General features: G+C 61.7%; 21 protein-coding genes. 7 read left to right on the top strand and 14 right to left on the bottom strand.

Annotated features, from left to right (window positions below; all coding sequences use genetic code 11):
* Positions 1–3 precede the first annotated feature (3 nt).
* From N0P34_RS14760 to N0P34_RS14710, 11 genes are all read right to left on the bottom strand, one after another.
* The gene (locus N0P34_RS14760) at positions 4–738 is read right to left on the bottom strand and encodes an SDR family NAD(P)-dependent oxidoreductase (protein ID WP_275603983.1); all 735 of its coding nucleotides are present in this window, start codon (positions 736–738) and stop codon (positions 4–6) included.
* Positions 738–2,240 carry an amidophosphoribosyltransferase gene (gene purF, locus N0P34_RS14755; RefSeq protein WP_275603982.1) on the bottom strand — a complete coding sequence of 501 codons (1,503 nt, stop codon included), beginning with the start codon at positions 2,238–2,240 and terminating at the stop codon, positions 738–740. Before purF ends, N0P34_RS14760 begins: the two co-directional genes overlap by 1 nt.
* Positions 2,241–2,383: 143 nt before the next feature.
* A complete protein-coding gene (locus N0P34_RS14750) occupies positions 2,384–3,004 on the bottom strand; it encodes a CvpA family protein (protein ID WP_275603981.1) in 621 nt (206 codons plus the stop codon).
* A 174-nt stretch (positions 3,005–3,178) separates the two neighbouring features.
* Entirely contained in the window at positions 3,179–4,579 is a 1,401-nt protein-coding gene (gene radA / locus N0P34_RS14745) for a DNA repair protein RadA (RefSeq protein ID WP_275603980.1), read from the bottom strand.
* Positions 4,580–5,131, bottom strand: coding sequence for a DUF1697 domain-containing protein (locus N0P34_RS14740; RefSeq protein ID WP_275603979.1), 552 nt, complete (start codon positions 5,129–5,131; stop codon positions 4,580–4,582).
* A gap of 67 nt (positions 5,132–5,198) precedes the next feature.
* Positions 5,199–6,326, bottom strand: coding sequence for an alanine racemase (gene alr, locus N0P34_RS14735; RefSeq protein ID WP_275603978.1), 1,128 nt, complete (start codon positions 6,324–6,326; stop codon positions 5,199–5,201).
* Between the two features lie 2 nt (positions 6,327–6,328).
* Complete coding sequence (locus tag N0P34_RS14730; protein WP_275603977.1) at positions 6,329–7,813, bottom strand: replicative DNA helicase; 1,485 nt, start codon at positions 7,811–7,813, stop codon at positions 6,329–6,331.
* A 287-nt stretch (positions 7,814–8,100) separates the two neighbouring features.
* On the bottom strand, positions 8,101–8,667 hold the full coding sequence (gene rplI, locus N0P34_RS14725) for a 50S ribosomal protein L9 (protein ID WP_275603976.1): 567 nt from the start codon (positions 8,665–8,667) through the stop codon (positions 8,101–8,103).
* 91 nt (positions 8,668–8,758) lie between these two features.
* Entirely contained in the window at positions 8,759–9,007 is a 249-nt protein-coding gene (rpsR, locus tag N0P34_RS14720; protein ID WP_275606994.1) for a 30S ribosomal protein S18, read from the bottom strand.
* A 24-nt stretch (positions 9,008–9,031) separates the two neighbouring features.
* Entirely contained in the window at positions 9,032–9,430 is a 399-nt protein-coding gene (gene rpsF, locus N0P34_RS14715) for a 30S ribosomal protein S6 (protein WP_275603975.1), read from the bottom strand.
* A 229-nt stretch (positions 9,431–9,659) separates the two neighbouring features.
* Positions 9,660–11,072 (bottom strand): GGDEF domain-containing protein, encoded by a 1,413-nt coding sequence (locus N0P34_RS14710; protein WP_275603974.1) that lies wholly within the window; start codon positions 11,070–11,072, stop codon positions 9,660–9,662.
* A gap of 191 nt (positions 11,073–11,263) precedes the next feature.
* Between N0P34_RS14710 and fabD the strand changes: the two genes are divergently transcribed.
* The 7 genes from fabD (at position 11,264) to gmk (ending at position 17,550) form a co-directional block, all read left to right on the top strand.
* Positions 11,264–12,220, top strand: coding sequence for an ACP S-malonyltransferase (gene fabD, locus N0P34_RS14705; protein ID WP_275603973.1), 957 nt, complete (start codon positions 11,264–11,266; stop codon positions 12,218–12,220).
* 40 nt (positions 12,221–12,260) lie between these two features.
* Positions 12,261–12,998, top strand: coding sequence for a 3-oxoacyl-[acyl-carrier-protein] reductase (fabG, locus tag N0P34_RS14700; RefSeq protein WP_275603972.1), 738 nt, complete (start codon positions 12,261–12,263; stop codon positions 12,996–12,998).
* A gap of 212 nt (positions 12,999–13,210) precedes the next feature.
* Positions 13,211–13,447, top strand: coding sequence for an acyl carrier protein (locus N0P34_RS14695; protein ID WP_169196701.1), 237 nt, complete (start codon positions 13,211–13,213; stop codon positions 13,445–13,447).
* A gap of 22 nt (positions 13,448–13,469) precedes the next feature.
* A complete protein-coding gene (gene fabF / locus N0P34_RS14690; RefSeq protein ID WP_275603971.1) occupies positions 13,470–14,738 on the top strand; it encodes a beta-ketoacyl-ACP synthase II in 1,269 nt (422 codons plus the stop codon).
* A gap of 165 nt (positions 14,739–14,903) precedes the next feature.
* Positions 14,904–16,010, top strand: a complete 1,107-nt coding sequence (mltG, locus tag N0P34_RS14685) for an endolytic transglycosylase MltG (protein WP_275603970.1) — start codon at positions 14,904–14,906, stop codon at positions 16,008–16,010.
* Entirely contained in the window at positions 16,007–16,891 is an 885-nt protein-coding gene (locus N0P34_RS14680) for a YicC/YloC family endoribonuclease (protein WP_275603969.1), read from the top strand. Before mltG ends, N0P34_RS14680 begins: the two co-directional genes overlap by 4 nt.
* 8 nt (positions 16,892–16,899) lie before the next feature.
* The gene (gene gmk, locus N0P34_RS14675) at positions 16,900–17,550 is read left to right on the top strand and encodes a guanylate kinase (protein WP_275603968.1); all 651 of its coding nucleotides are present in this window, start codon (positions 16,900–16,902) and stop codon (positions 17,548–17,550) included.
* An 8-nt stretch (positions 17,551–17,558) separates the two neighbouring features.
* Here gmk and rsmA read toward each other — a convergent pair whose 3' ends face one another.
* The 3 genes from rsmA to N0P34_RS14660 form a co-directional block, all read right to left on the bottom strand.
* Positions 17,559–18,401 (bottom strand): 16S rRNA (adenine(1518)-N(6)/adenine(1519)-N(6))-dimethyltransferase RsmA, encoded by an 843-nt coding sequence (rsmA, locus tag N0P34_RS14670; protein WP_275603967.1) that lies wholly within the window; start codon positions 18,399–18,401, stop codon positions 17,559–17,561.
* A complete protein-coding gene (pdxA, locus tag N0P34_RS14665) occupies positions 18,398–19,399 on the bottom strand; it encodes a 4-hydroxythreonine-4-phosphate dehydrogenase PdxA (RefSeq protein ID WP_275603966.1) in 1,002 nt (333 codons plus the stop codon). The genes rsmA and pdxA overlap by 4 nt, the downstream gene beginning before the upstream one ends.
* A gap of 93 nt (positions 19,400–19,492) precedes the next feature.
* The gene (locus N0P34_RS14660; protein WP_275603965.1) at positions 19,493–20,398 is read right to left on the bottom strand and encodes a SurA N-terminal domain-containing protein; all 906 of its coding nucleotides are present in this window, start codon (positions 20,396–20,398) and stop codon (positions 19,493–19,495) included.
* Between the last annotated feature and the right edge of the window lie 106 nt (positions 20,399–20,504).

The following is a 20,504-nucleotide window of genomic DNA, read 5'->3' as shown; positions in this document are numbered from 1 at the left end:
GGGTCAGAGTTCGCCGAACTTGCCGGTGGTGACATCGAACAGCTTGCCGTTCTCCGTCAGTCCTGGACTCAAGAGGTCGATCAGCGCCGGCGCAATCTCGCTCGGCTGAGGCAGGGTCTTTGGGTCCTCTCCCGGCATAGCCTTGGCGCGCATAGCCGTGCGCACGGCGCCGGGGTAGAAGATGTTTGCCTTCACACTGGATTGGCTCAATTCGCCCGCATAGGACTTTACCATGGCGTCGAGTGCTGCCTTGGTTGCGGCATAGAGCCCCCAGAATGGCTTTGCAGACCGGGCTGCGCCCGATGAGACGAACACCGCCCGCCCGGCCTCGGATTGCCGCAGCAGCAGATCCAGGGAACGCAGCAGGCGATAATTGGCCGTGACATTCACGGCCAGAACCTTGTCAAATTCATCGGGCTTGATATGCGCCACCGGGCTCAGGACACCGAGCAGCCCAGCATTCGCCACCAGGCCATCCAGATGGCCCCAGCGCTCGAAAATGGCCGCACCGAGTCGGTCGATGGCATCGCCGTCACGCAGATCGAGCGGCACCAGCGTGGAAGATGCGCCGACCCCCTGGATCTCGTCGTCAAGCTCTTCGAGGCCGCCAACGGTGCGTGCCACGGCAATCACGTGCGCGCCGCGTCGGGCTGCTTCCAGCGCGGCTTGGTAGCCAATGCCGCGCGATGCTCCGGTGACCAGAACGACCTTGCCGGAAAGTTCTTTGCTGTCAGTCATTAACCGGCTTCCTTGAGAAGAGAGATCTGCTTGGGGTCGTTCATTGTCCGGCCTCCCAGATCAGTCAACTGCGTCGGATAGTCGCCAGTGAAATAGTGGTCGGTAAATTGCGGCGCGCGTGGATTGCGAGTCTCGCCGCCCACGGCCTGATAAAGACCATCGATGGAGAGGAACTGCAGTGAGTCCGCCCCGATGAACCGGCACATCGCATCGAGGTCGGCATACTGGTTTGCCAGCAGCTTGTCCGGATCAGGCGTGTCGATGCCATAATAATCCGAATGGAAGATCATCGGGCTGGCCACGCGGATATGCACCTCTGTGGCCCCGGCATCGCGCATCATCTGGATGATCTTCACCGAAGTCGTCCCGCGCACGATGGAATCATCGATCAAGACGACGCGCTTGCCTTCGATTTCGGCGCGGTTGGCCGAGTGTTTGAGCTTGACGCCAAAGGCGCGGATTTGCTGGGTCGGCTCGATAAAGGTCCGGCCCACATAGTGGTTCCGGATGATCCCGAGTTCAAAAGGGATACCGCTCTGTTGGGCATAACCAATTGCCGCCGGCGTTCCGCCATCGGGCACGGGAACCACGACATCGGCCTCGACCGGCGCTTCCTTGGCGAGATTGATGCCCATGTTCTTGCGCGCTGTGTAGACACTGCGACCCGAGACCATGCTGTCTGGGCGGGCGAAATAGACGTATTCGAACAGGCACGGGCGCTCGGGCACTTGTCGCGCCGGCTTGCGGGCGTCGATGGAGATGGAGCCATCCGGCTGAATCTCGCAGATGATCACTTCGCCATTTTCGACATCGCGTACATATTTGGCGCCGATGATGTCGAGCGCGCATGTCTCCGAGCAGAAGATCGGCTTGCCGTCGAGATCGCCCATGACCAGCGGGCGAATGCCCACGGGGTCTCGCGCGGCGATCAGTTTGGTGCGGGTCATCGCCAACATGGCATAGCCGCCTTCCATCTGCCGGATGGCATCGATGAAGCGGTCGGTGGTCGACGCATGGCGCGACCGTGCGATCAGATGCAGCACCACTTCCGTATCGGAAGTGGACTGGCAGATCGCCCCGGTGGCGATGATCTGCTTGCGCAGCGTCAGCCCGTTCGTGAAATTGCCGTTGTGGGCAATGGCAATGCCGCCATCTTCCAGTTCGGCAAAGAGCGGCTGGACATTGCGCAGTGCCACTTCGCCCGTGGTCGAATAGCGGGTGTGACCGATGGCCATTGAACCGGCCAGCTTGGCCAACAGGACCGGGTCGGTATAGTGATCCCCAACCAGCCCCATACGCTTTTCCTGGTGGAACTGGCGGCCATCGAACGAGACGATACCGGCCGCTTCCTGGCCGCGGTGCTGCAAGGCATGCAGACCCAGCGCCGTCAGTGCCGAGGCATCGGGGTGCCCCAAAATGCCAAACACGCCGCATTCTTCATGCAGCGTGTCGCCGTTGAGATCGAAATCATCGTCGCTCGGGTGGTTCACCGTGCTCTCCATGCACTTGGCGCGAATACTGGCTTCGAATAGGAAGCGGATCGCCCTGCCGGTCGATCACTCTGCCCGCCAATATCGCATTTCCTGCTCTGCCACCAATGACACTTTCAGGCAGCAGCCTTGCTGCGGGCAGAGCCCGCAGAAAACTAGTTGGTCGCAGCTCCTTCAAGCGGCGCTTCAGTCGGGTCCACTGTGCCGTCAAGCGTGGCATCAGCGGGGCCGCCCTCGACCGGCTGCGGATCGGCGGTCAGATCGGCACCGCCTCCCTTGATAATATCGGTGACCTGCTGCTCCAGTCCCTCGGGCAGCATGGAAATAAGCGTGTCGCCCATGTTCTGGAGATAGGGCAGCGACTGCGAATTGCGCGCCCATTCCGGCAGATTGGTGCCGAGTAGCCAGACACCGAAAATGGTGATGACGATGGCGATCAGCACACCGCGCAAGACGCCGAAGACAAAGCCCAGAGTGCGGTCGATCGGCCCTATCCGGCTGTCGACCACGAAATCGGCAATGCGCATGGTGAGCAGGTGCAGCACGATCAGCGCCACAATGAAGCTGACCACCACAGTGGCGATATTAGCCACGATCTCCTCGGCGATATACTGCTGGGCGATGTCGGGGTGGTAGAGATACATGTAGACCGCGATAGCGGCTGAACCGGCCCAGGTGGCCAGCGACAGCACTTCTCGGGTCAATCCGCGCGCTGTGGCCAGGATTGCCGAGATCAGCACCAGCACACCAACACCAACGTCGAACGCAGTCAGCATATGTTCTCGCCCAGTTCCGTTTTCAGGATCGGCAACGCACCGGATGCAAGAACCGCTGCGTGCGGCCCGAATTTGCAGGCTCGGTCCGCCCTATGGGCGACCTTTAGCCGCTTTAAATCCGGCTGCCAAGGGTAAGCGAAGCCAACGACGCCGTTCTTCCCATAAACCAATTGTTTACCAGCTGTCTTCCTCAGCCACCGGCATCTTGCCATTGGCCGCGATGCGGCTGACCATGTCGGCGAGCTGGGAATATTCGGTTATCTCCAGGCCTGGGCTCTTGTCGGCCCCGCCAACCCGCCCCGTCGTGACCGATTTGAACCCCAGCTTCTGGGCTTCCCGCAACCGCAGCGCGCTGTGCGACACCGGCCTGATGCCGCCTGCCAGCGAAATCTCGCCGAAAAACACTGCCTCTGGCGGAAGGGCCGCCCCGGTGAGCGACGAGATGAGTGCCGCCGCCACCGCCAGATCGGCTGCTGGCTCGTTGATCTTCAGCCCGCCGGCGACATTGAGATAGATATCATTGGCCCCGATCCGCACGCCGCAGCGGGTCTCGAGCACCGCCAGCACCATCGAGAGCCTTGATGAATCCCAGCCCACCACAGCCCGGCGCGGATTGCCGAGCGGGGAGGGGGCCACCAGCGCCTGGATCTCGATAAGGATCGGGCGCGTGCCTTCGACACCCGCAAACACCGCCGAACCGGCCGCGTCCCGGTCGCGTTGGTCGAGGAACAGGGCAGATGGATTGGCGACCTGCTCCAGGCCCCGCTCGGTCATGGCGAAAACGCCTATCTCGTCGGTCGCGCCATACCGGTTCTTTACCCCCCGCAGAATGCGAAACGTGTGGCTGCTGTCACCCTCGAAGTAAAGTACGGCGTCGACCATGTGCTCGACCACGCGCGGTCCGGCGATCTGCCCGTCCTTGGTCACGTGTCCTACCAGGACCACCGCTGCGCCGCTCTTTTTTGCGAACCGCGTCAGCGCCTGGGCCGAGGTGCGGACCTGGGTCACCGTGCCCGGCGCGCTGTCCACGCGATCCGTCCATAATGTCTGGATGGAATCGATGATCACGAGGTCAGGCGGCGGACCATTTTCGAGGGTGGCGAGAATGATTTCCACATTGGTTTCGGCCGCCAGCAGCACATCGGCATCGCCCAGGCCCAGCCGCTGCGCTCTTAGGCGCACCTGCGCCACCGCTTCTTCGCCCGATACATAGATGACCCGCTTGCCTTGACCTGCAAGGGCTGCGGCCGACTGCAGGAGAAGCGTGGACTTGCCGATCCCCGGATCCCCGCCGACCAGCAGTGCTGACCCTTTGACAAAACCGCCACCGGTCACCCGATCCAGTTCGACCATGCCGGTAACGACGCGGGCCGCGCTTTCCGTCTCGCCCGCCAGCGGCACCAGATTGGCCGGCCGGCCATTCGATTTCGCAGCTTTGGGTCCAGCTCCGACGCCCGAATCGGCTATCTCCTCGACAATGGTGTTCCACTCGCCGCAGGCATCGCAGCGTCCCTGCCATCGGGTCGAAACCGCACCGCAGGACTGGCAGACGAAGTTTGTGCGGATCTTGGCCACTTAGTTCATTTTCCCTTGCGCCGCGGCCAGCTTGGCCAGCCCGCGCACTGTATTCCAGTTTCGCGCCGTGGAGACGCCGCAGTTCTTTTCTATCTGCCGGATCAACCGGCCCGACTTGTTGGCGTCCCGGGTGAAATCGACAACGAGGTGTTCGTTTACTATCCGGATGCGCTCGGGCCCATCATGGTCCTTCAGCCAGGAAAAATCTGGCTGGGCGGTCGCAAAAAAATACACCGCCGCCTGACTGGGGTCGGCAACGTCCGCGTCGAGTGCCTCGGCGAGCATCGTCAGGACCGATATCGGCCGCACGATGGGAACGACATTTTCGCCCAGCCCAAAACCACGCAGCACTTTGATCATCGCTTCGGCTGCCGCGCCTTCCGATCCCTGAAAATCGGCGAGCATGTTGCCCGTGTTCCCGAACGTTGCCGCGCCTTGAAATTCCGCCTTCTCGGCAGCGTCGCACCACCCCGCCATCGACATCAGCCGATGCGTCACCGGCCCGATCGCCCGCAACAGGATGACATAGCGCCGATGCCCCGAACCACTCATTGAGGAACGCTAGCAGGGCAGGGGAGGTGGTGCAAGAACAAATAGAGAACTGGCGCGGCCAGAGCGATTACTCCGGCAGATACCCGTCTCCGACATAGTTCCGCGTATATCGCCCCTTGAGCGCCGTGAGCAGTTCATAGCCGATCGTGCCAGCTGCATCGGCCTGGTCGTCGACACTGATATTGGGGCCGATGACCTCGGCACCTTCACCCGGCTTTGGCAGGTTCGGCCCGAGTTCGGTAATGTCGACGATCGAAAGATCCATAGAGATCTTGCCGACGATGGGACAGAGCTTGCCGCGTAAGAACACCTTTCCACCGGGCCGCTGGTTGGTCGCGGACAGCGAGCGGAAGAACCCGTCGGCATAGCCATGTCCGAGGATCGCCAGACGGCTGTCGCGCGACAGCGAATAGCTTGCGCCATAGCCCACCGACTCTCCGGTCCGCGCTTCTTTCACCTGCAGGACCGGCACATGCAGCGTCACCACATTGGCCATGGGATTCTTGCGCCCGTTGACGGCTCGCCCGCCATAGAGGGCAATCCCGGGTCGGACCATCTGGAAGTGATAGTCGCGGCCCGTCATCATGCCGGCGGAATTGGCCAGCGAAGCGGGTATGCCGGGGAACTGGTTGAGCACCGAGCCGAACAGGGCAAGCTGCGTGCGGTTTTTCTCGTGGTTCGGAATGTCAGAACACGCCAGATGGCTCATGACCATCTGCGGCGCATAACCCAGGCGCTCGATGCGTTCGCGAACCAGTACGGCCTCGTTGAGACGGAATCCCAGCCGGTTCATGCCGGTGTCGAAGTGAAAGGCGCTAGGATAGGCCTCGTTGCGTTCCACGCATTTGGCCAGCCATTCTTCCAGCATGTCCATCGAGCCGATCACAGGCATCAGGCTCTGGCGGATATAGAGATTGGCCGCGCCTGGATAGAGCCCGCCGAGCACGAAGATATGGGCATCGGGCAGGGTCGTGCGCACGGCAATTCCCTCGTCGGGCGTCGCCACGAAGAAGAACCGTGCGCCGGCCGCGTAAAGTGCCTTGCTGGCCATTTCGATGCCTGTGCCATAGGCGTCGGCCTTGACCACGCTGGCTGTGAGCGCCCCTGCACTCACCTTGTCGAGGGCGCGCCAATTCTTGGCCAGCGCACCCAGATCTACGGTCAACTGGCCACCAAGCCCAGAGGTCAGCTTCATTCTTATTCCATGCGTTCTGGCAGATAGTCTGCCCTGGCCAGATTGCCGAAGCGGGTATACTGCGCCTCGAAGCTCAATTGCACCGTACCCGTGGGGCCGTGGCGCTGCTTGGCGATGATGACCTCGGCCTTGCCGTGCACCTGTTCCATTTCCCCTTGCCAGGTGATGTGTTCTGGCGTGCCCTCTTTGGGCTCCTTGTTCTTGAGGTAGTATTCCTCGCGATACACGAACATCACCACGTCGGCGTCCTGCTCGATAGAACCCGATTCGCGCAAATCCGCCAGTTGCGGATGCTTGTCGTCGCGCTGCTCGACCTGGCGGGAGAGCTGGGAGAGCGCAATCACCGGCACTTCCAGTTCCTTGGCCAGCGCCTTGAGCGTCGTGGTGATTTCGGTCAGTTCCTGCACGCGGTTCTGGCTCGAGGCTTTCGACGAGCCCGAAAGCAGTTGCAAATAGTCCACGATGAGCAGATCGAGCCCCTTCTGGCGCTTGAGGCGCCGCGCTCGAGCCGCCAGCTGGGCGACGCTCAGGCCGCCGGTGTCATCGATATACAGCGGGACCTTGCTCATCATGTTGGAGACGTCGACCAGCTTGGCAAATTGGCTGTCGTGGATGCGGCCGCGGCGGATATCGGAAGACGAAACCTCGGCCTGTTCCGCCAGAATACGTGTCGCCAGCTGCTCGGAGCTCATTTCAAGGCTGAAAAAGCCCACGATCCCGCCATCGACGGTCTTGTTGTGTCCGTCCGGCGTTACCTCGCCCTTCCAGGCGCTGGCAACGTTGTAGGCGATATTGGTCACGAGTGAGGTCTTGCCCATGGCCGGGCGGCCGGCGAGCACGATCAAGTCCGAGCGCTGCAGCCCGCCCATCTGGCGGTCGAGGTCGTGCAGCGCCGTCGCCACGCCTGAGAGGCCGCCATCGCGCTGGAAGGCTTCCCCTGCCATCTTGATCGAAGCGTTGAGCGCCGTGCCGAAGCTGAGGAAGCCGCCGTCATAACGGCCCTTCTCGGCGAGTTGGAAGAGTTCGCCCTCGACCTTTTCGATCTGCTTGTTCGGCGTCATTTCGACGTCCGAATCATAGGCGACCGTCACCATCTCTTCGCCTACGAGGATCAGGTTCCGCCGGATGGCCAGGTCGTAGATCGCCTGACCATAGTCGGCGGCGTTGATGACGGTCGTGGCCTCGGCGGCCAGACGCGCCAGATATTGCGCCATCGTCATTTCCGGCAGCAGCTGGTCCGGCAAATGCGTCTTGATGGTGGTAGGGTCGGCGGATTTGCCGGCGCGGATGATCTTGCCCGTGATCTCGTAGATGTTCCGGTGCACCGGCTCGTAGAAGTGCTCGGGCTCGAGAAAGTCCGCTACGCGGTAAAACGCTTCATTGTTGATCAGTATGGCGCCCAGCAGAGCCTGTTCTGCCTCCACATTGTGGGGAGCGACGCGGAAGGATTTGTCTTCGGCAGGGTGGAGCCGTGCGATCTCAGCCATCGGGGTCCTCGGGAGCTCTGTTAACCTTTCTAACCACGCCATGGCGGCCAGAGTCTCACGCCCTAGCCTACGAGGGGTTAATAGCTTGCTTGTTGCGCGTTAACTCTGTGATCAACGGGGATTAATCATGCCCACTCTTGCACCCCAAACATGGCGTGCCAATGGCTGAGTCGCCCTCGGGTCATCCCAGGGGAGCGCCGTCCGCTATTTGTCTTCGCTCGGGATGGCGCCGAAAAAAAAGGCCGGACAAATGTCCGGCCTTTTCAATCTCAGGACAGAAACGAAGACTACTCTTCGAAGCGGTCTTCGGCAGCAGCGTCCTTCTGGCCGGCGGCGAAATCGCCGTCTTCGTCGGCTTCGAACGTGTGCACGCTCACGTCTTCACCGGCAGCCTGGCGACTGGCTTCGTCGGCCGATCGAGCGACGTTGACGGTGATCGAGACTGCGACTTCCGGGTGCAGGGACAGGGCAATAGCGTGCACGCCGACCGTCTTGATCGGGTCGGCAAGGTCGACCTGGTTGCGCTGCACGGTGTAGCCGTCAGCTGCGAGGGCTTCCACGATGTCGCGGGCTGCGACCGAACCATAGAGCTGGCCGGTTTCACCTGCCTGGCGGATGATCATGACGGTGCGGCCATTGAGGCCTTCCGCAATGCCGGCAGCGGTGTTGCGACGCTCTTCGTTGCGCTGTTCGATATGAGCGCGTTCCGATTCGAACCGCTTGCGGTTGGCTTCGGTGGCGCGCAGGGCCTTGCCCTGTGGCAGCAGATAGTTACGGGCAAAGCCGTCCTTGACGGTGACTTCGTCGCCGATGGTACCGGTGCGGCCGATGCGCTCGAGCAGAATGACTTTCATGTCTTTTTCCTTTGGGCTGTCCCGTCCTCTGGGAACGGTTAGGAGCCGCGAACGATTTCGCGACCCCAACGATGCTTCGCTATTGCGGAGCTTACTTTACGGCGTAGGGCATCACGCCGATGAAGCGGGCGCGCTTGATGGCACGAGCCAGTTCACGCTGCTTCTTTGCAGAAACGGCAGTGATGCGGCTCGGCACGATCTTGCCGCGCTCGGAGACGTAGCGCGACAGCAGGCGCACGTCCTTGTAGTCGATCTTTGGCGCGCCTTCACCCGAGAACGGGCAGGTCTTGCGACGGCGCTGGAACGGGCGGCGGGCCTGGGAAGTGGTAAGGTCTTTGATAGCCATGGCTTTTCGTTCCTTATCTTAGAAGCGGCGGGGACGACGGTCGCCCGACGGGCCACCACGATCACCACGGCCACCACCATCGCGGTCATCGCGATCGCGCTTTTGCATCATGGCCGATGGGCCTTCTTCAAGCTCGTCGACGCGAACGGTCATGAAGCGCAGAATGTCTTCATTGATGCGCATCTGGCGTTCCATCTCGGCAACGGCAGTCGCCGGAGCGTCGAGATTGAGCAGCGTGTAGTGCGCCTTGCGATTCTTGCGAATGCGGTAGGAGAGGCCCTTGAGGCCCCAATATTCGTTCTTGGTGACCTTGCCGCCGCCCTGGGCGAGGATCTCGGTCAGGGCAGTGGTCAGTTCTTCGACCTGCTGCTGGGAAACGTCCTGGCGCGCCAGGAAGATGTGTTCGTAGAGGGCCATGAATGCGCCTTCCTTGTGGTTTCGATACGCAATGCCTGGCGCGGAGCCTCCTTGAAGCCGGAAAGGCGTCAAAGCAGTCTTGCAAAGAGCGGGAACACGGGAGGCCGGATCAGAAAATCCTGTCTTTGCCAAAGCAAAAACCCTCCGTTCAGCCCCCGGCCAAACGAATTGCTGGGCGCGCTATAGAGCAGAATGCCAGCCAAGGCAAGTTTGCTGTTCTCTTGCGCAATCACACAAGAGCAGGGGCCGCGTTTGCGACAGCCACCCGGTTTCGCCCGCCATGCTTGGCTGAATAAAGCGCCTTGTCGCTTTCCACCAGCAATTGATCCACGCTGGTGTGGGCCGCGCTGTCTCCGACCCCGATGCTCAGGGTGGCCTGGATGACATACCCATCGTCCAGTTGGGTTGTCATCTGCCGTGCAGCACTCTGGATGCGGTCGGCCACGGCCAGGCCCTCGCTCTTTGCGGTGCCGCTCACGATCAGTGCGAACTCCTCTCCGCCCACGCGACCGCATATGTCGCCATCACGAAGATTGTCGGTCAGCAACCGCGCCATCGTGCGCAGCACTGCGTCGCCGGCCGGATGGCCATGGGTTTCATTGATCGCCTTGAAGTGGTCGACATCGACCATCAGCACGGCGAATGGCGCCTGCGCGCGCCTCGAAAAAGCGAGATCAAGTCGCTCCATGAAGGCGCCCCGGTTGAGGAGCCCGGTGAGGGCATCACGCGAGGCGACAGCCAGCAGCGCGGCGTGTGCGGCCCGCCATGCGCTGTTGATTATCGACACTGCAAGTGTTCCCCCGGCGATCATCCCTACGCCCAGCCGGAAGGAAGAGGCGTCGGTGGCATTGTAGAAATCGATGTTGAGCGGCATCAGCCCCAACGGCCCGGCGATGAGCAGCCACACGCAAATCAGCATGGTCAGAATGGCGCAGGCGAATGGCCGGAAGCACACTGCGCACCAGATCAGGGCAGGGATCATATAGGAGGTCGCCCCAGGGCCGCCCGCCCAGTGCATGACCACGACGGACAATGCCAGCGAACTCAGCGCCGCCAGCTGGTGTCGACGCTGGTTGGCGTTGCGCGAGAAAAAGCGCAGCGCCTGCCTGTCCCTCCGTAGCAATGCCAGCAGGGGCGGCAGGAAAATCGTGTAATTGACCAGTTCCGCCGAAAACCAGAGCCCCAGGCTCTCGACCCAATTCATGCCGAAGAGGATCGGCCCGATCGCGCCGCCAGCCGTGCCCGTTGCCGCGGAGGCGAGCATTATCACCCCGATAGTGGCGACGGCATCGAGCGGCCGGGTAAGGAACTGCGCACTTCGGCTCAGCCGATCCATCACCGCCACGCCAATGCTGACGCCGAGAAGATTGGTGCCATTGAGCAGCAGCGCATTTTCAAGCGGGCTCTGGGCAATCAGGTCCGCGCCGACATATCCGAGCCCGGAGAGAATCCAGGTCGCACCATTATTCGTCGACGGTCGCAGGATAAGCACGCCGAACAACAGGGCATTGGCCGGCCAGATACTGGCGAGGGAGAACAGCAGGCGCGTCTGGATCCCGACAATGCAGGCCGCAAAGACCAGGGCGCCGATTGCCAGCGATTCGACCAGCACGAGGCGCGCTGGCTGGCTATTCATAGTCATGGCACTCTCTGCTCGATGCGGTATTCACCGCGGCGAAGCCCCCATTTGTAACAATGATCATTCCCGGTTAAAAAAGTCGGCATGCGATCTGCGGCATTGTTCCTATGCCTTGACTCTGCCTCATACTGCTTGCAAAGCCCCCTGAACCGGTCTCGGACAAGCGTGAGACCATCTCAAAAGGGGGTTGGACGATGTCGACCATAGCGTTCACGTTTCCGGGCCAGGGCAGTCAGTTCGTGGGCATGGGCAAGGATCTTGCCACGGCTTTTCCGGAAGCGCGTGCCGTCTTCCACGAAGTCGACGAAGCCCTGGGCGAGCGCCTGTCTGCAATTCTCTTCGAAGGCCCGGAAGATATTCTGCGCCTGACCGAAAATGCTCAGCCCGCCCTCATGGCCGTCAGCATGGCCATCATGCGCGTGCTGGAAACCCGCGGCATTCGCCTTGTTGATCATGCCGCCTTTGTCGCCGGGCATTCGCTCGGTGAATATTCCGCACTTTGTGCCGCCGGCACTTTCACATTGGCGGATACGGCGCGCCTGCTGCGCACGCGCGGCCTGGCGATGCAAAAGGCCGTGCCCGTTGGCCATGGTGCCATGGCGGCGCTGCTCGGCCTGGATCTTGAAACCGCGCGCTCAGTTGCATCTGAAGCTGGCCAGGGCGAGGTCTGTGAAGTCGCCAATGACAATGCTCCTGGCCAGGTTGTGATCTCCGGCGCCGTCGGCGCCGTCGAGCGCGCCATTGAAATCGCCAAGGCCCGGGGTGCAAAGCGTGCTATGCAGCTGCCGGTCAGTGCCCCGTTCCATTGCTCGCTCATGCAGCCGGCTGCCGATGCGATGGCCGCAGCTCTGAGCGAAGTGGAAATGAAGAGCCCAGTGGTGCCCCTCGTTGCCAATGTGCTTGCCGCACCCATCACCGACGCGGGCGAAATCCGCCAGCGCCTCATCGAGCAGGTCACTGGCGTTGTGCGCTGGACCGAGAGCGTCACCTGGCTGGCTGGTCAGGGCGGCGTCACCAATCTGGTCGAGATCGGTGCGGGGAAGGTGCTGACCGGCCTTGCCAAGCGGATCGCACCTGATGTCGCCGCCCAGGCCATCGGCGCACCGGCCGACATCGACGCCCTTGTGGCCCAACTCAATCCCCAGGCGTAAGCTTTCGCCAGGGGCCCTCTTACTCCACCAAGGAGCAGACATGTTTGATCTCACCGGAAAACGGGCCCTCGTCACGGGCGCCAGCGGCGGTATTGGTCGCGAGATCGCCAAGGCCCTCGCTGCCGCCGGCGCCACAGTGGCGCTTTCGGGTACCCGCACGGGCGCCCTCGAGGACACGGCCAAGGAAATCGGCAAGGATTGCCCGATCCTGCCATGCAACCTCTCCAAGCTCGACGAGGTCGACAAGCTGGTCCCTGCCGCCGAGGCGGCCATGGGTGGCCTCGATATTCTCATCAACAATGCGGGCGTCACCCGCGACAATCTTTTCATGCGCATGAAGGATGAGGAATGGGATGAGGTGATCGCCATCAACCTCACCGCAGCCTTCCACCTCAACCGCGCCGTCCTTCGGGGCATGATGAAGCAGCGCTGGGGGCGCATCATCGGCATTTCCTCTGTCGTCGGTGTCACCGGAAATCCGGGGCAGGGCAATTACGCTGCCTCCAAGGCCGGCCTGATCGGCATGAACAAGGCGCTTGCTCATGAAGTGGCCAGCCGCAACATCACCGTCAATTCCATTGCTCCGGGCTTCATTGCCTCGGCGATGACCGATGAGTTGAATGACAAACAGCGCGAGTCGATCCTCTCCAACGTCCCTGCCGGCCGTCTTGGGACGGCTCAGGAAGTGGCTGCATGCGCTGTGTTTCTGGCCAGCGATGCGGCCGCTTATGTCACCGGACATACGCTGAACGTTAACGGCGGAATGGCAATGATCTAGCCTTTTCGAGGCGAAAGCCTTGGAAAGCGGGCCTTCTGGCGCTGGCAAAGGCGATGGAAACATGTTAATCGCCGCCGCGTTAACCCCTTGCTCTGTGCCTTGCGAGCGCCAAGAAGGCCGCTTACATTGCCGGACAAGCCAACACAGCTTGAAGATTTGGCTACGCGCCAATAAGAAGCGAACGAACTAGATTTCGAAAAGGGAAGTCAAATATGAGCGATGTCGCTGATCGGGTCCGCAAGATCGTTGTGGAACACCTCAATGTGGACGCCGAGAAGGTTGTCGAAAAGGCCAGCTTCATCGACGATCTGGGTGCAGACTCCCTTGATCAGGTCGAACTGGTTATGGCTTTCGAAGAAGAATTCTCGGTCGAGATTCCCGACGATGCCGCCGAGTCCATCCAGACCTTCGGCGATGCGGTAGCCTTTTTGACCAAGGCCACCAGCTAAGCTGGACGGATCAGGTCGAGACATGGAATTACGCCGAGTCGTCGTCACCGGAATGGGACTTGTCACGCCCCTTGGTTGCGGAGTGGAGGCCACGTGGGCCAACATTCTTGCGGGCAAGAGTGGGGCCAGGCGTATCGACGAATTTCAAGTCGATGATATCGCCTGTCAGATTGCTCACCGTCTGCCCTTGGGAGACTATGCCGATGGCAAGTACAATCCCGACGAGTGGATGGAGAGCAAGGAGCAGCGCAAGGTAGACGATTTCATCGTCTACGCCATGGCTGCTGCTACACAGGCCATTCAGGACGCAGGCGTCGAGCCCAAGACCCAGGAAGAGCAGGAACGCACCGGCGTCCTGATCGGCTCTGGCATTGGCGGCATTGGCGGCATCTACGATGCCTCCGTAACGCTGCATGAAAAGGGCCCGCGCCGCATCAGTCCGTTCTTCATTCCTGGACGGCTGATCAATCTGGCGTCCGGCTATGTATCGATTCGTTTCGGCCTCAAGGGGCCGAACCACTCGGTGGTCACCGCCTGCTCGACAGGCGCGCATGCCATTGGCGATGCGGCACGTCTCATTGCCTTGGGCGATGCGGACGTGATGGTGGCCGGTGGAACCGAAAGCTGCGTCAATCGTCTGGCTCTCGCTGGCTTTGCCGCTGCACGCGCGCTTTCGACCGGATTCAACGACAATCCTGCCGCTGCCTCGCGCCCCTATGATCGGGATCGCGACGGTTTCGTGATGGGCGAGGGTGCCGGTATCGTCGTTCTCGAAGATTACGAGCGCGCCAAGGCGCGTGGCGCCAAGATCTATGGCGAAATCATCGGTTATGGCCTGTCGGGCGATGCTTACCACATCACCGCTCCGGCTCCCGATGGGGACGGTGGCTTCCGTGCGATGAGCGCGGCCATCAAGCGCGCCGGCATTGCGCCGGGCGAGGTCGATTACATCAACGCCCACGGCACCTCTACGCCTTTGGGCGACGAGATCGAACTGGGCGCAGTGACCCGTGTTCTCGGCGATTCCGCCGGGCGTGCGGTGATGAGCTCGACAAAGTCTGCAATTGGTCACCTTCTGGGTGCGGCCGGCTCCGTCGAGGCCATTTTCTGCCTCCTGGCTATGCGTGACAGCATCGCTCCGCCGACCCTTAACCTCGACAATCCTTCTGTCGAGACGCCGATCAACCTTGTTCCCAAGGTGGCCCTCAAGAAGGAAATCAACGTGGCTCTGTCCAATAGCTTCGGCTTTGGCGGTACCAATGCCACGCTGGTCATGCGCAAGGTCGCCTGACTTTTCCACTTTTCAAGAGGGGCACATCGCGCCGACGCGCGCTGTGCCCCTTGTTTTTGTGGCCGGCCATTGCAAAAAATGCGGGCGCGTCGCCACAGTTTGGCGCCAGAACCACAACACGGTCAGTATTGCCCTCAATACGGACAGCGAAGGTGACGACCCACAATGAATGACCGCCGCAAACGCCGCCGCCGCTCATCCAACGGTCTGGTTGATGTTCTCAACGCCCTTCTGACCCTATTGGTCATTGGTCTGGTGGTCGTGGGTGGCGGGTTCCTCTTCGTCGCCTCACAATATTACGGCGATGGCCCCATTTCCGAAGATCGCGTCTTCCGCGTCGAGAGTGGCAATACGCTGACCTCCACGGCGACCCGCCTCGAGGAGCAGGGCCTGATCTCCAACGCCTTCATTTTCCGCCAGTTCGGCGAACGGGTCGAGAAATCGACCGTCGTCAAGGCAGGCGATTTTACCATTCCTGCCAATTCCAGCATGTCGGAAATTTTCCGGGAGCTGACCGAAGGCACCCCAATTCGCTACGCAGTGACCATTCCAGAGGGCTGGACGTCCTGGCAGGTGGTACAGCGCCTGGGCGATGATGATCGCCTGACCGGCACCATCGATGTCCTGCCGCCTGAAGGCTCAATCCTGCCCGGCAGCTACGACTATTTGCCCGGCGATACGCGCCAGGCCGTCCTCGAGCGCATGCAGCAGGCCATGACCCAGGCTCTCGCCGAAATCTGGGAAACCCGTGCGGCCGACCTGCCGCTCCAGTCGCCGGCCGAAATGCTGATTCTCGCTTCGATCGTCGAGAAGGAAACCGGCGTCGCTGACGAGCGGCCGCAGGTCGCCGCCGTTTTCGTCAACCGCCTGCGCACCAATATGCGCCTGCAGTCCGACCCGACGATCATCTACGGCATCACCCTTGGCCAATCGACGCTCGACCGCGGCATCCGCCGCTCCGAAATCGAGGCCAAGACCCCGTACAACACCTATCAGATCGATCGCCTGCCGCCGACGCCGATCGCCAATCCCGGGATTGACGCCCTCAAGGCCGTGGCCAATCCCGATAGCCACAACTACATCTACTTCGTTGCCAAGGGGGCGACCCCCCGCGAAGGTCACGTTTTTGCAGAGACCTACGCCGAGCATCAGCAGAACGTCGCCCGCTATCGCCAGATCGCCCGCGAGGCTGCCGAACAGGCGGAAGCCGAGGCTGAGGCCGCCCGCCAGGCGCTCGAAGCCGAGGAAGCCGAAGAAGCACCGGCACAATGAGTGCCGCACTGGCCAGCATGACCGGTTTCGCCCGCGCAGAGGCCGCCAATGGCGCCCTGCGCGCGCGCATCGAGATCAAATCGGTCAATGGCCGTGGTCTCGACATCCGAACCCGGTTTGCTCAGGGTCTTGATATTTTTGATCTGCCTGTTCGGCAATTGCTCTCCCAGGCGCTGAGCCGGGGCTCCCTCAACGTCAGTCTGACGCTTGATCGGGGCGCGGCCGGAAAGCCTATCACCGTCAATGAAGCTGCCCTCGCAACGATCATCGCTGCAGCCAACGATCTCGCGCAGCGGCTGGAAGTCGCGCCCCCGCGCGTCGACGGCCTGCTCGCCCTGCCGGGCGTCTTGGCCGTCGAGGAGGCAGATGCGCTGGATGAAGAGGCCGTCGGCATCCTCGTGACCGAGGCCGCGCAGAATGCTCTTTCTGCCCTTCAGGCGTCACGCCGGGAGGAGGGGAGCCGCATTGCCACGACGCTCTCCGATCAGCTCGACCAGATCGCTGTCCTTGTCGAAGCCGCCGCGATCCACCCTTCGCGCAACCGCGAACAGATTTCTGCCCGTCTCAAGGCGCAGATCGAGGCCCTCAATCAGCAAACCGACATCGCGCCCGAGCGCTTTGCGCAGGAAGTGCTGCTGCTGGTCACCAAGGCTGATATCCAGGAAGAGATCGATCGTCTGCGCGCACACATCGCCGGGGCGCGCAAGCTGATTGCCCAGGGCGGGCCCGTGGGGCGCCGGCTGGATTTTCTGGCGCAGGAATTCAACCGAGAAGCCAATACGCTCTGCTCGAAATCGAACGCGGTGGAACTGACCACCATCGGCCTTGACCTCAAGGCGGTGATCGATCAATTACGCGAGCAGGTTCAAAACATCGAGTAGAGTGGGCAATGGATTTTCAGCGTCGTGGCGTCATGCTGGTCATCGCCTCCCCATCAGGCGCCGGCAAATCTTCCATTTCCCGTGCCCTGTTCCAGCAGGATCCCAACATTCGCCTCTCCGTCTCCGCCACCACACGCGCGCGCCGGAGTGACGAAGTCGAGGGCACCCACTACTATTTCGTCGACGTCCCGACCTTCCAGCGCATGCAGGCCGAGGGCGGCTTGCTCGAGTCCGCCGAGGTGCACGGCAATTACTACGGCACCCCGCGCGCCCAGGTCGAAGAACAGCTTGCCGCCGGCAAGGACATTCTCTTTGACGTCGACTATCAGGGCACACTGCAGCTCTACGAAAATTGCCGCGCCGATATGGTGACCGTCTTCATTCTGCCGCCAACCATTCAAGAGCTTCGTGCGCGTCTCGAGCGTCGCGCCCAAGACAGCGTCGGCACCATCGAAAAGCGCCTGAGAAACGCGCGCATCGAACTCGATCACGCCGGTGAATATGACTATGTCATCATCAACAGTGATCTTGAAAGCTCGGTCCAGCGCGTCCGCTCGATCCTCGCCTCCGCGCGCCTCAAGCGAGAGCGTCAGCTCGACCTCATGAGCTTCGTCCAGGATCTGCAGAGCCAGATCGACGCCCTCGGCCCTTCAGACTGATCAGGACTTCAGCGGAGGCCCGGCAGGGCCCTCGCCATCTTTAGGAACGCTTCTACCGGCAATTCCTCGGCGCGCTCATCGCCCTTGAGCCCCGCGGCGGCCAGCAAGCCTTCCACCGGCACACCCAAAGACTTCAGCGACTGGCGCACCATCTTCCGGCGCTGGCCAAAGGCTGCTTTCGTCACCTGTTCGAGGAGCTTTACCGGCAGGCCCTCTTCGACGGGCTTTGGCACGAGATGGACCACAGCCGAGGTCACGGCCGGCGCCGGCACAAAGGCCTGGCGTCCGACATTGAACGCAATGCGCGCATCGGTGCGCCATCCGGCCAGAACGCCAAGGCGACCATAGTGATTGTCGCCCGGCCTGGCGCAAATGCGTTCGGCCACTTCCCGCTGGAACATCAAGGTCAGGCTGTCGAAGAAAGGTGGCCAGGGCTCCATGGTCAGCCAACCGGTCAAGAGCGGCGTGCCGATATTATAGGGCAGGTTTGCCACCAGTCGCGTCGGGCCGTCCGCGAGCGCCCGATAATCCATTTCCATCGCATCGCCATGGATAACCGTCAGTCGGCCAGGATAGGCTTCGGAAATCTGCGCCAGCGCCGGTAGCGCGCGGGCGTCCCGCTCAATGGCGATCACTTCGCGTGCGCCTTCGGCCAGGAGAGCCCGTGTCAGACCGCCCGGGCCCGGTCCCACCTCGATGACGCGAACGCCTTCCAGCGAGCCCGCGACGCGGGCGATGCGAGCGGTCAGATTAAGGTCGAGCAAAAAGTTTTGGCCGAGTTCCTTCTTGGCCTGCAGGCCATGCTCGGCGATGACTTCGCGCAGCGGAGGAAGGTTGTCGATCTGGCTCATTGTGCGCTCTTTGTCATTCGGTCGGCCAAGGCGATAGCGGCTGCAAAGCTCTTCGTCGAGCCCTTGCCGGTTCCAGCCAGGTCAAAGGCCGTTCCATGGTCGGGAGAGGTGCGGACAATTGGCAATCCCAAGGTCACGTTGACCGCATCCTCGAAAGCCACCGTCTTGATCGGGATCAGGGCCTGGTCGTGATACATCGCCACCACCGCATCATAGCTGCGCCAATGCGGCGGGTAAAAGAGGGTGTCGGCGGGTAGGGGGCCAATAATATCAAGCCCTTCGTCGCGCGCCGTCGCAAGCGCCGGGCGGATCGTTTCGATCTCCTCCTGTCCGATGCCGCCATCCTCGCCCGCGTGCGGATTGAGCCCCGCGACCGCAATGCGCGGCCGGGCAATGCCGAAGCGCGCGCGCAAGTCGCGGTCGACGACCCGAAGAGTTTCGATGAGGAGGCTTGCGGTGATCAACTCCGGCACATCCTTGATCGGTACATGGATGGTCAGCGGCACGGCGCGCAGTTCGTCATGAGCGAGCATCATGACCGGAAGCAGGGTTTCACCCTCGCCAGCGCAAAGCGCCGCCAAATATTCCGTGTGCCCTGGATGGGAAAATCCCGCGTGATAGAGCGCCCCTTTGTGGATCGGCGCTGTAACGAGCCCTCGGCAAGCGCCCGCAAGCGTGCCACGCACGGCTGCTGCAATCGCCTCTATCACCACCGGTGCCGCGCTGGGCACGATTTCGCCCGGCCTGTCCGGCACCTCACCATCGATTGAAACGACGGGCAGGGCCCTCGAGAACGCCGTCTCTGCCTCCTCCGCCGTCGTCTTCACAATATCGAGGGAAATTCCCAGCCTCTGGGCGCGGCCACGCAAATACTGCGCATGCCCGAAGACGACGAAATTCGGCAAGTTCAGCGAGTCGCGCTGGGCGTAGAGCGACAGGATAAGATCGGGGCCGATACCGGCCGGCTCGCCCATGGAAATGGCCAGCGGCCTCGTCATGCTATCCCCCAAAAAGAGAGCGGAGACACACCCGGGGATGCGGCTCCGCAACAATATCCAGTTTGCCGTGCAGCGGGCGCTTCACCCAGCCGCTTAGTTGTAGATGATCTTGGCGCTCTTGCGCAGGGTAGCCAGATAGTCGTCGACCTGCTTCTGCATCGTGTCGTTGCCCACTTCGGCGCGAACTTCGTCCTTCACGAAGGTAAGGTCCTGTGCCTGCGCCTTTTCGCAGATGGCCAGCATCGAGACGCCGGATTCGACCACGCGTGGTTTGGTGATCCCGCCCACATTCATTCCGGCAAGTTCCTTGGCCACCGCCTCCGGAAGCTGAGTGGCATGACGCCGACCCACATCGATCACGGCGGCATCGGTATAGGCGAGAGACAGCGGAACGGCGCTGTCGCAGCCGGCAAAGCTCGAGCGGTACTTGTTGGCCTGCGCGGTGCGCCCACTGGCCCCCTGGCCACCCGGCGCGACGAAGATGATTTCCTTGAGGATATAGTCGAAATTCTGGAAGTCCGAGATCCGGCCAGCCGCTTTCTGGTCGAGGTCGAGATCGGAAATCTGCACGTTCGGCATCACGGCGCGTTCGGCAACCGAATTCCAGGCGATTGCGGCGCGCAGTCGATCCTTCAGCGTTTCGCTGTTGATGCCACCCTGGCGCAGCATTTCCGCAAGGCGGTCCTGGCTGAGTTTGAGGTTGCGCGCGATCTGGAGGAATGCCTCGTCCACCTGAGCATTCGAGACGGAGATTCCAAGCCGCTTGGCCTCTGACATCTGGATCGCCTCGGTGATCAACTGGTCTGTCGCGCCATTTCGGCCGGTCCGGTTGCCTTCCATCTGGAACAGGCGAAGCCGCTGGTCGATCTGGACGTCGGTAATGGGAGTGCCGTTCACCGTCACCACCGTGGCGGCCATGCTGGGGACGACCGAAGCTGTTACGATGGCGAGGCCCAGGAGCAAGGCGCCCGTAACGCGCCGCAGATTTGCGAAGATCATGGTCGTGTCCATTTTCATGCGAAGTGCCACTTCAATGCGGCGCTTGGATCGTGCTGTCAATTGCCCAATGAATGCGGCCAAAATCCGAGTCGGGCGAGGATCCTAT

The sequence above is a fragment of the Devosia sp. FJ2-5-3 genome (assembly GCF_029201545.1).
Taxonomy (GTDB): domain Bacteria; phylum Pseudomonadota; class Alphaproteobacteria; order Rhizobiales; family Devosiaceae; genus Devosia.
The sequence above is the reverse complement of the archived record's forward strand: the minus strand, read 5'-3'. Positions and strand labels throughout refer to the sequence as shown.

Bases quoted from the DNA above. Each gene is read 5' to 3' on its own strand.
- N0P34_RS14760 (WP_275603983.1), bottom strand. From the start codon at position 738: ATGACTGACAGCAAAGAACTTTCCGGCAAGGTCGTTCTGGTCACCGGA.
- purF (WP_275603982.1), bottom strand. From the start codon at position 2,240: ATGGAGAGCACGGTGAACCACCCGAGCGACGATGATTTCGATCTCAAC.
- N0P34_RS14750 (WP_275603981.1), bottom strand. From the start codon at position 3,004: ATGCTGACTGCGTTCGACGTTGGTGTTGGTGTGCTGGTGCTGATCTCG.
- N0P34_RS14740 (WP_275603979.1), bottom strand. From the start codon at position 5,131: ATGAGTGGTTCGGGGCATCGGCGCTATGTCATCCTGTTGCGGGCGATC.
- alr (WP_275603978.1), bottom strand. From the start codon at position 6,326: ATGAAGCTGACCTCTGGGCTTGGTGGCCAGTTGACCGTAGATCTGGGT.
- N0P34_RS14730 (WP_275603977.1), bottom strand. From the start codon at position 7,813: ATGGCTGAGATCGCACGGCTCCACCCTGCCGAAGACAAATCCTTCCGC.
- rplI (WP_275603976.1), bottom strand. From the start codon at position 8,667: ATGAAAGTCATTCTGCTCGAGCGCATCGGCCGCACCGGTACCATCGGC.
- rpsF (WP_275603975.1), bottom strand. From the start codon at position 9,430: ATGGCCCTCTACGAACACATCTTCCTGGCGCGCCAGGACGTTTCCCAG.
- N0P34_RS14710 (WP_275603974.1), bottom strand. From the start codon at position 11,072: ATGACTATGAATAGCCAGCCAGCGCGCCTCGTGCTGGTCGAATCGCTG.
- fabD (WP_275603973.1), top strand. From the start codon at position 11,264: ATGTCGACCATAGCGTTCACGTTTCCGGGCCAGGGCAGTCAGTTCGTG.
- fabG (WP_275603972.1), top strand. From the start codon at position 12,261: ATGTTTGATCTCACCGGAAAACGGGCCCTCGTCACGGGCGCCAGCGGC.
- N0P34_RS14695 (WP_169196701.1), top strand. From the start codon at position 13,211: ATGAGCGATGTCGCTGATCGGGTCCGCAAGATCGTTGTGGAACACCTC.
- fabF (WP_275603971.1), top strand. From the start codon at position 13,470: ATGGAATTACGCCGAGTCGTCGTCACCGGAATGGGACTTGTCACGCCC.
- mltG (WP_275603970.1), top strand. From the start codon at position 14,904: ATGAATGACCGCCGCAAACGCCGCCGCCGCTCATCCAACGGTCTGGTT.
- N0P34_RS14680 (WP_275603969.1), top strand. From the start codon at position 16,007: ATGAGTGCCGCACTGGCCAGCATGACCGGTTTCGCCCGCGCAGAGGCC.
- gmk (WP_275603968.1), top strand. From the start codon at position 16,900: ATGGATTTTCAGCGTCGTGGCGTCATGCTGGTCATCGCCTCCCCATCA.
- rsmA (WP_275603967.1), bottom strand. From the start codon at position 18,401: ATGAGCCAGATCGACAACCTTCCTCCGCTGCGCGAAGTCATCGCCGAG.
- pdxA (WP_275603966.1), bottom strand. From the start codon at position 19,399: ATGACGAGGCCGCTGGCCATTTCCATGGGCGAGCCGGCCGGTATCGGC.
- N0P34_RS14660 (WP_275603965.1), bottom strand. From the start codon at position 20,398: ATGATCTTCGCAAATCTGCGGCGCGTTACGGGCGCCTTGCTCCTGGGC.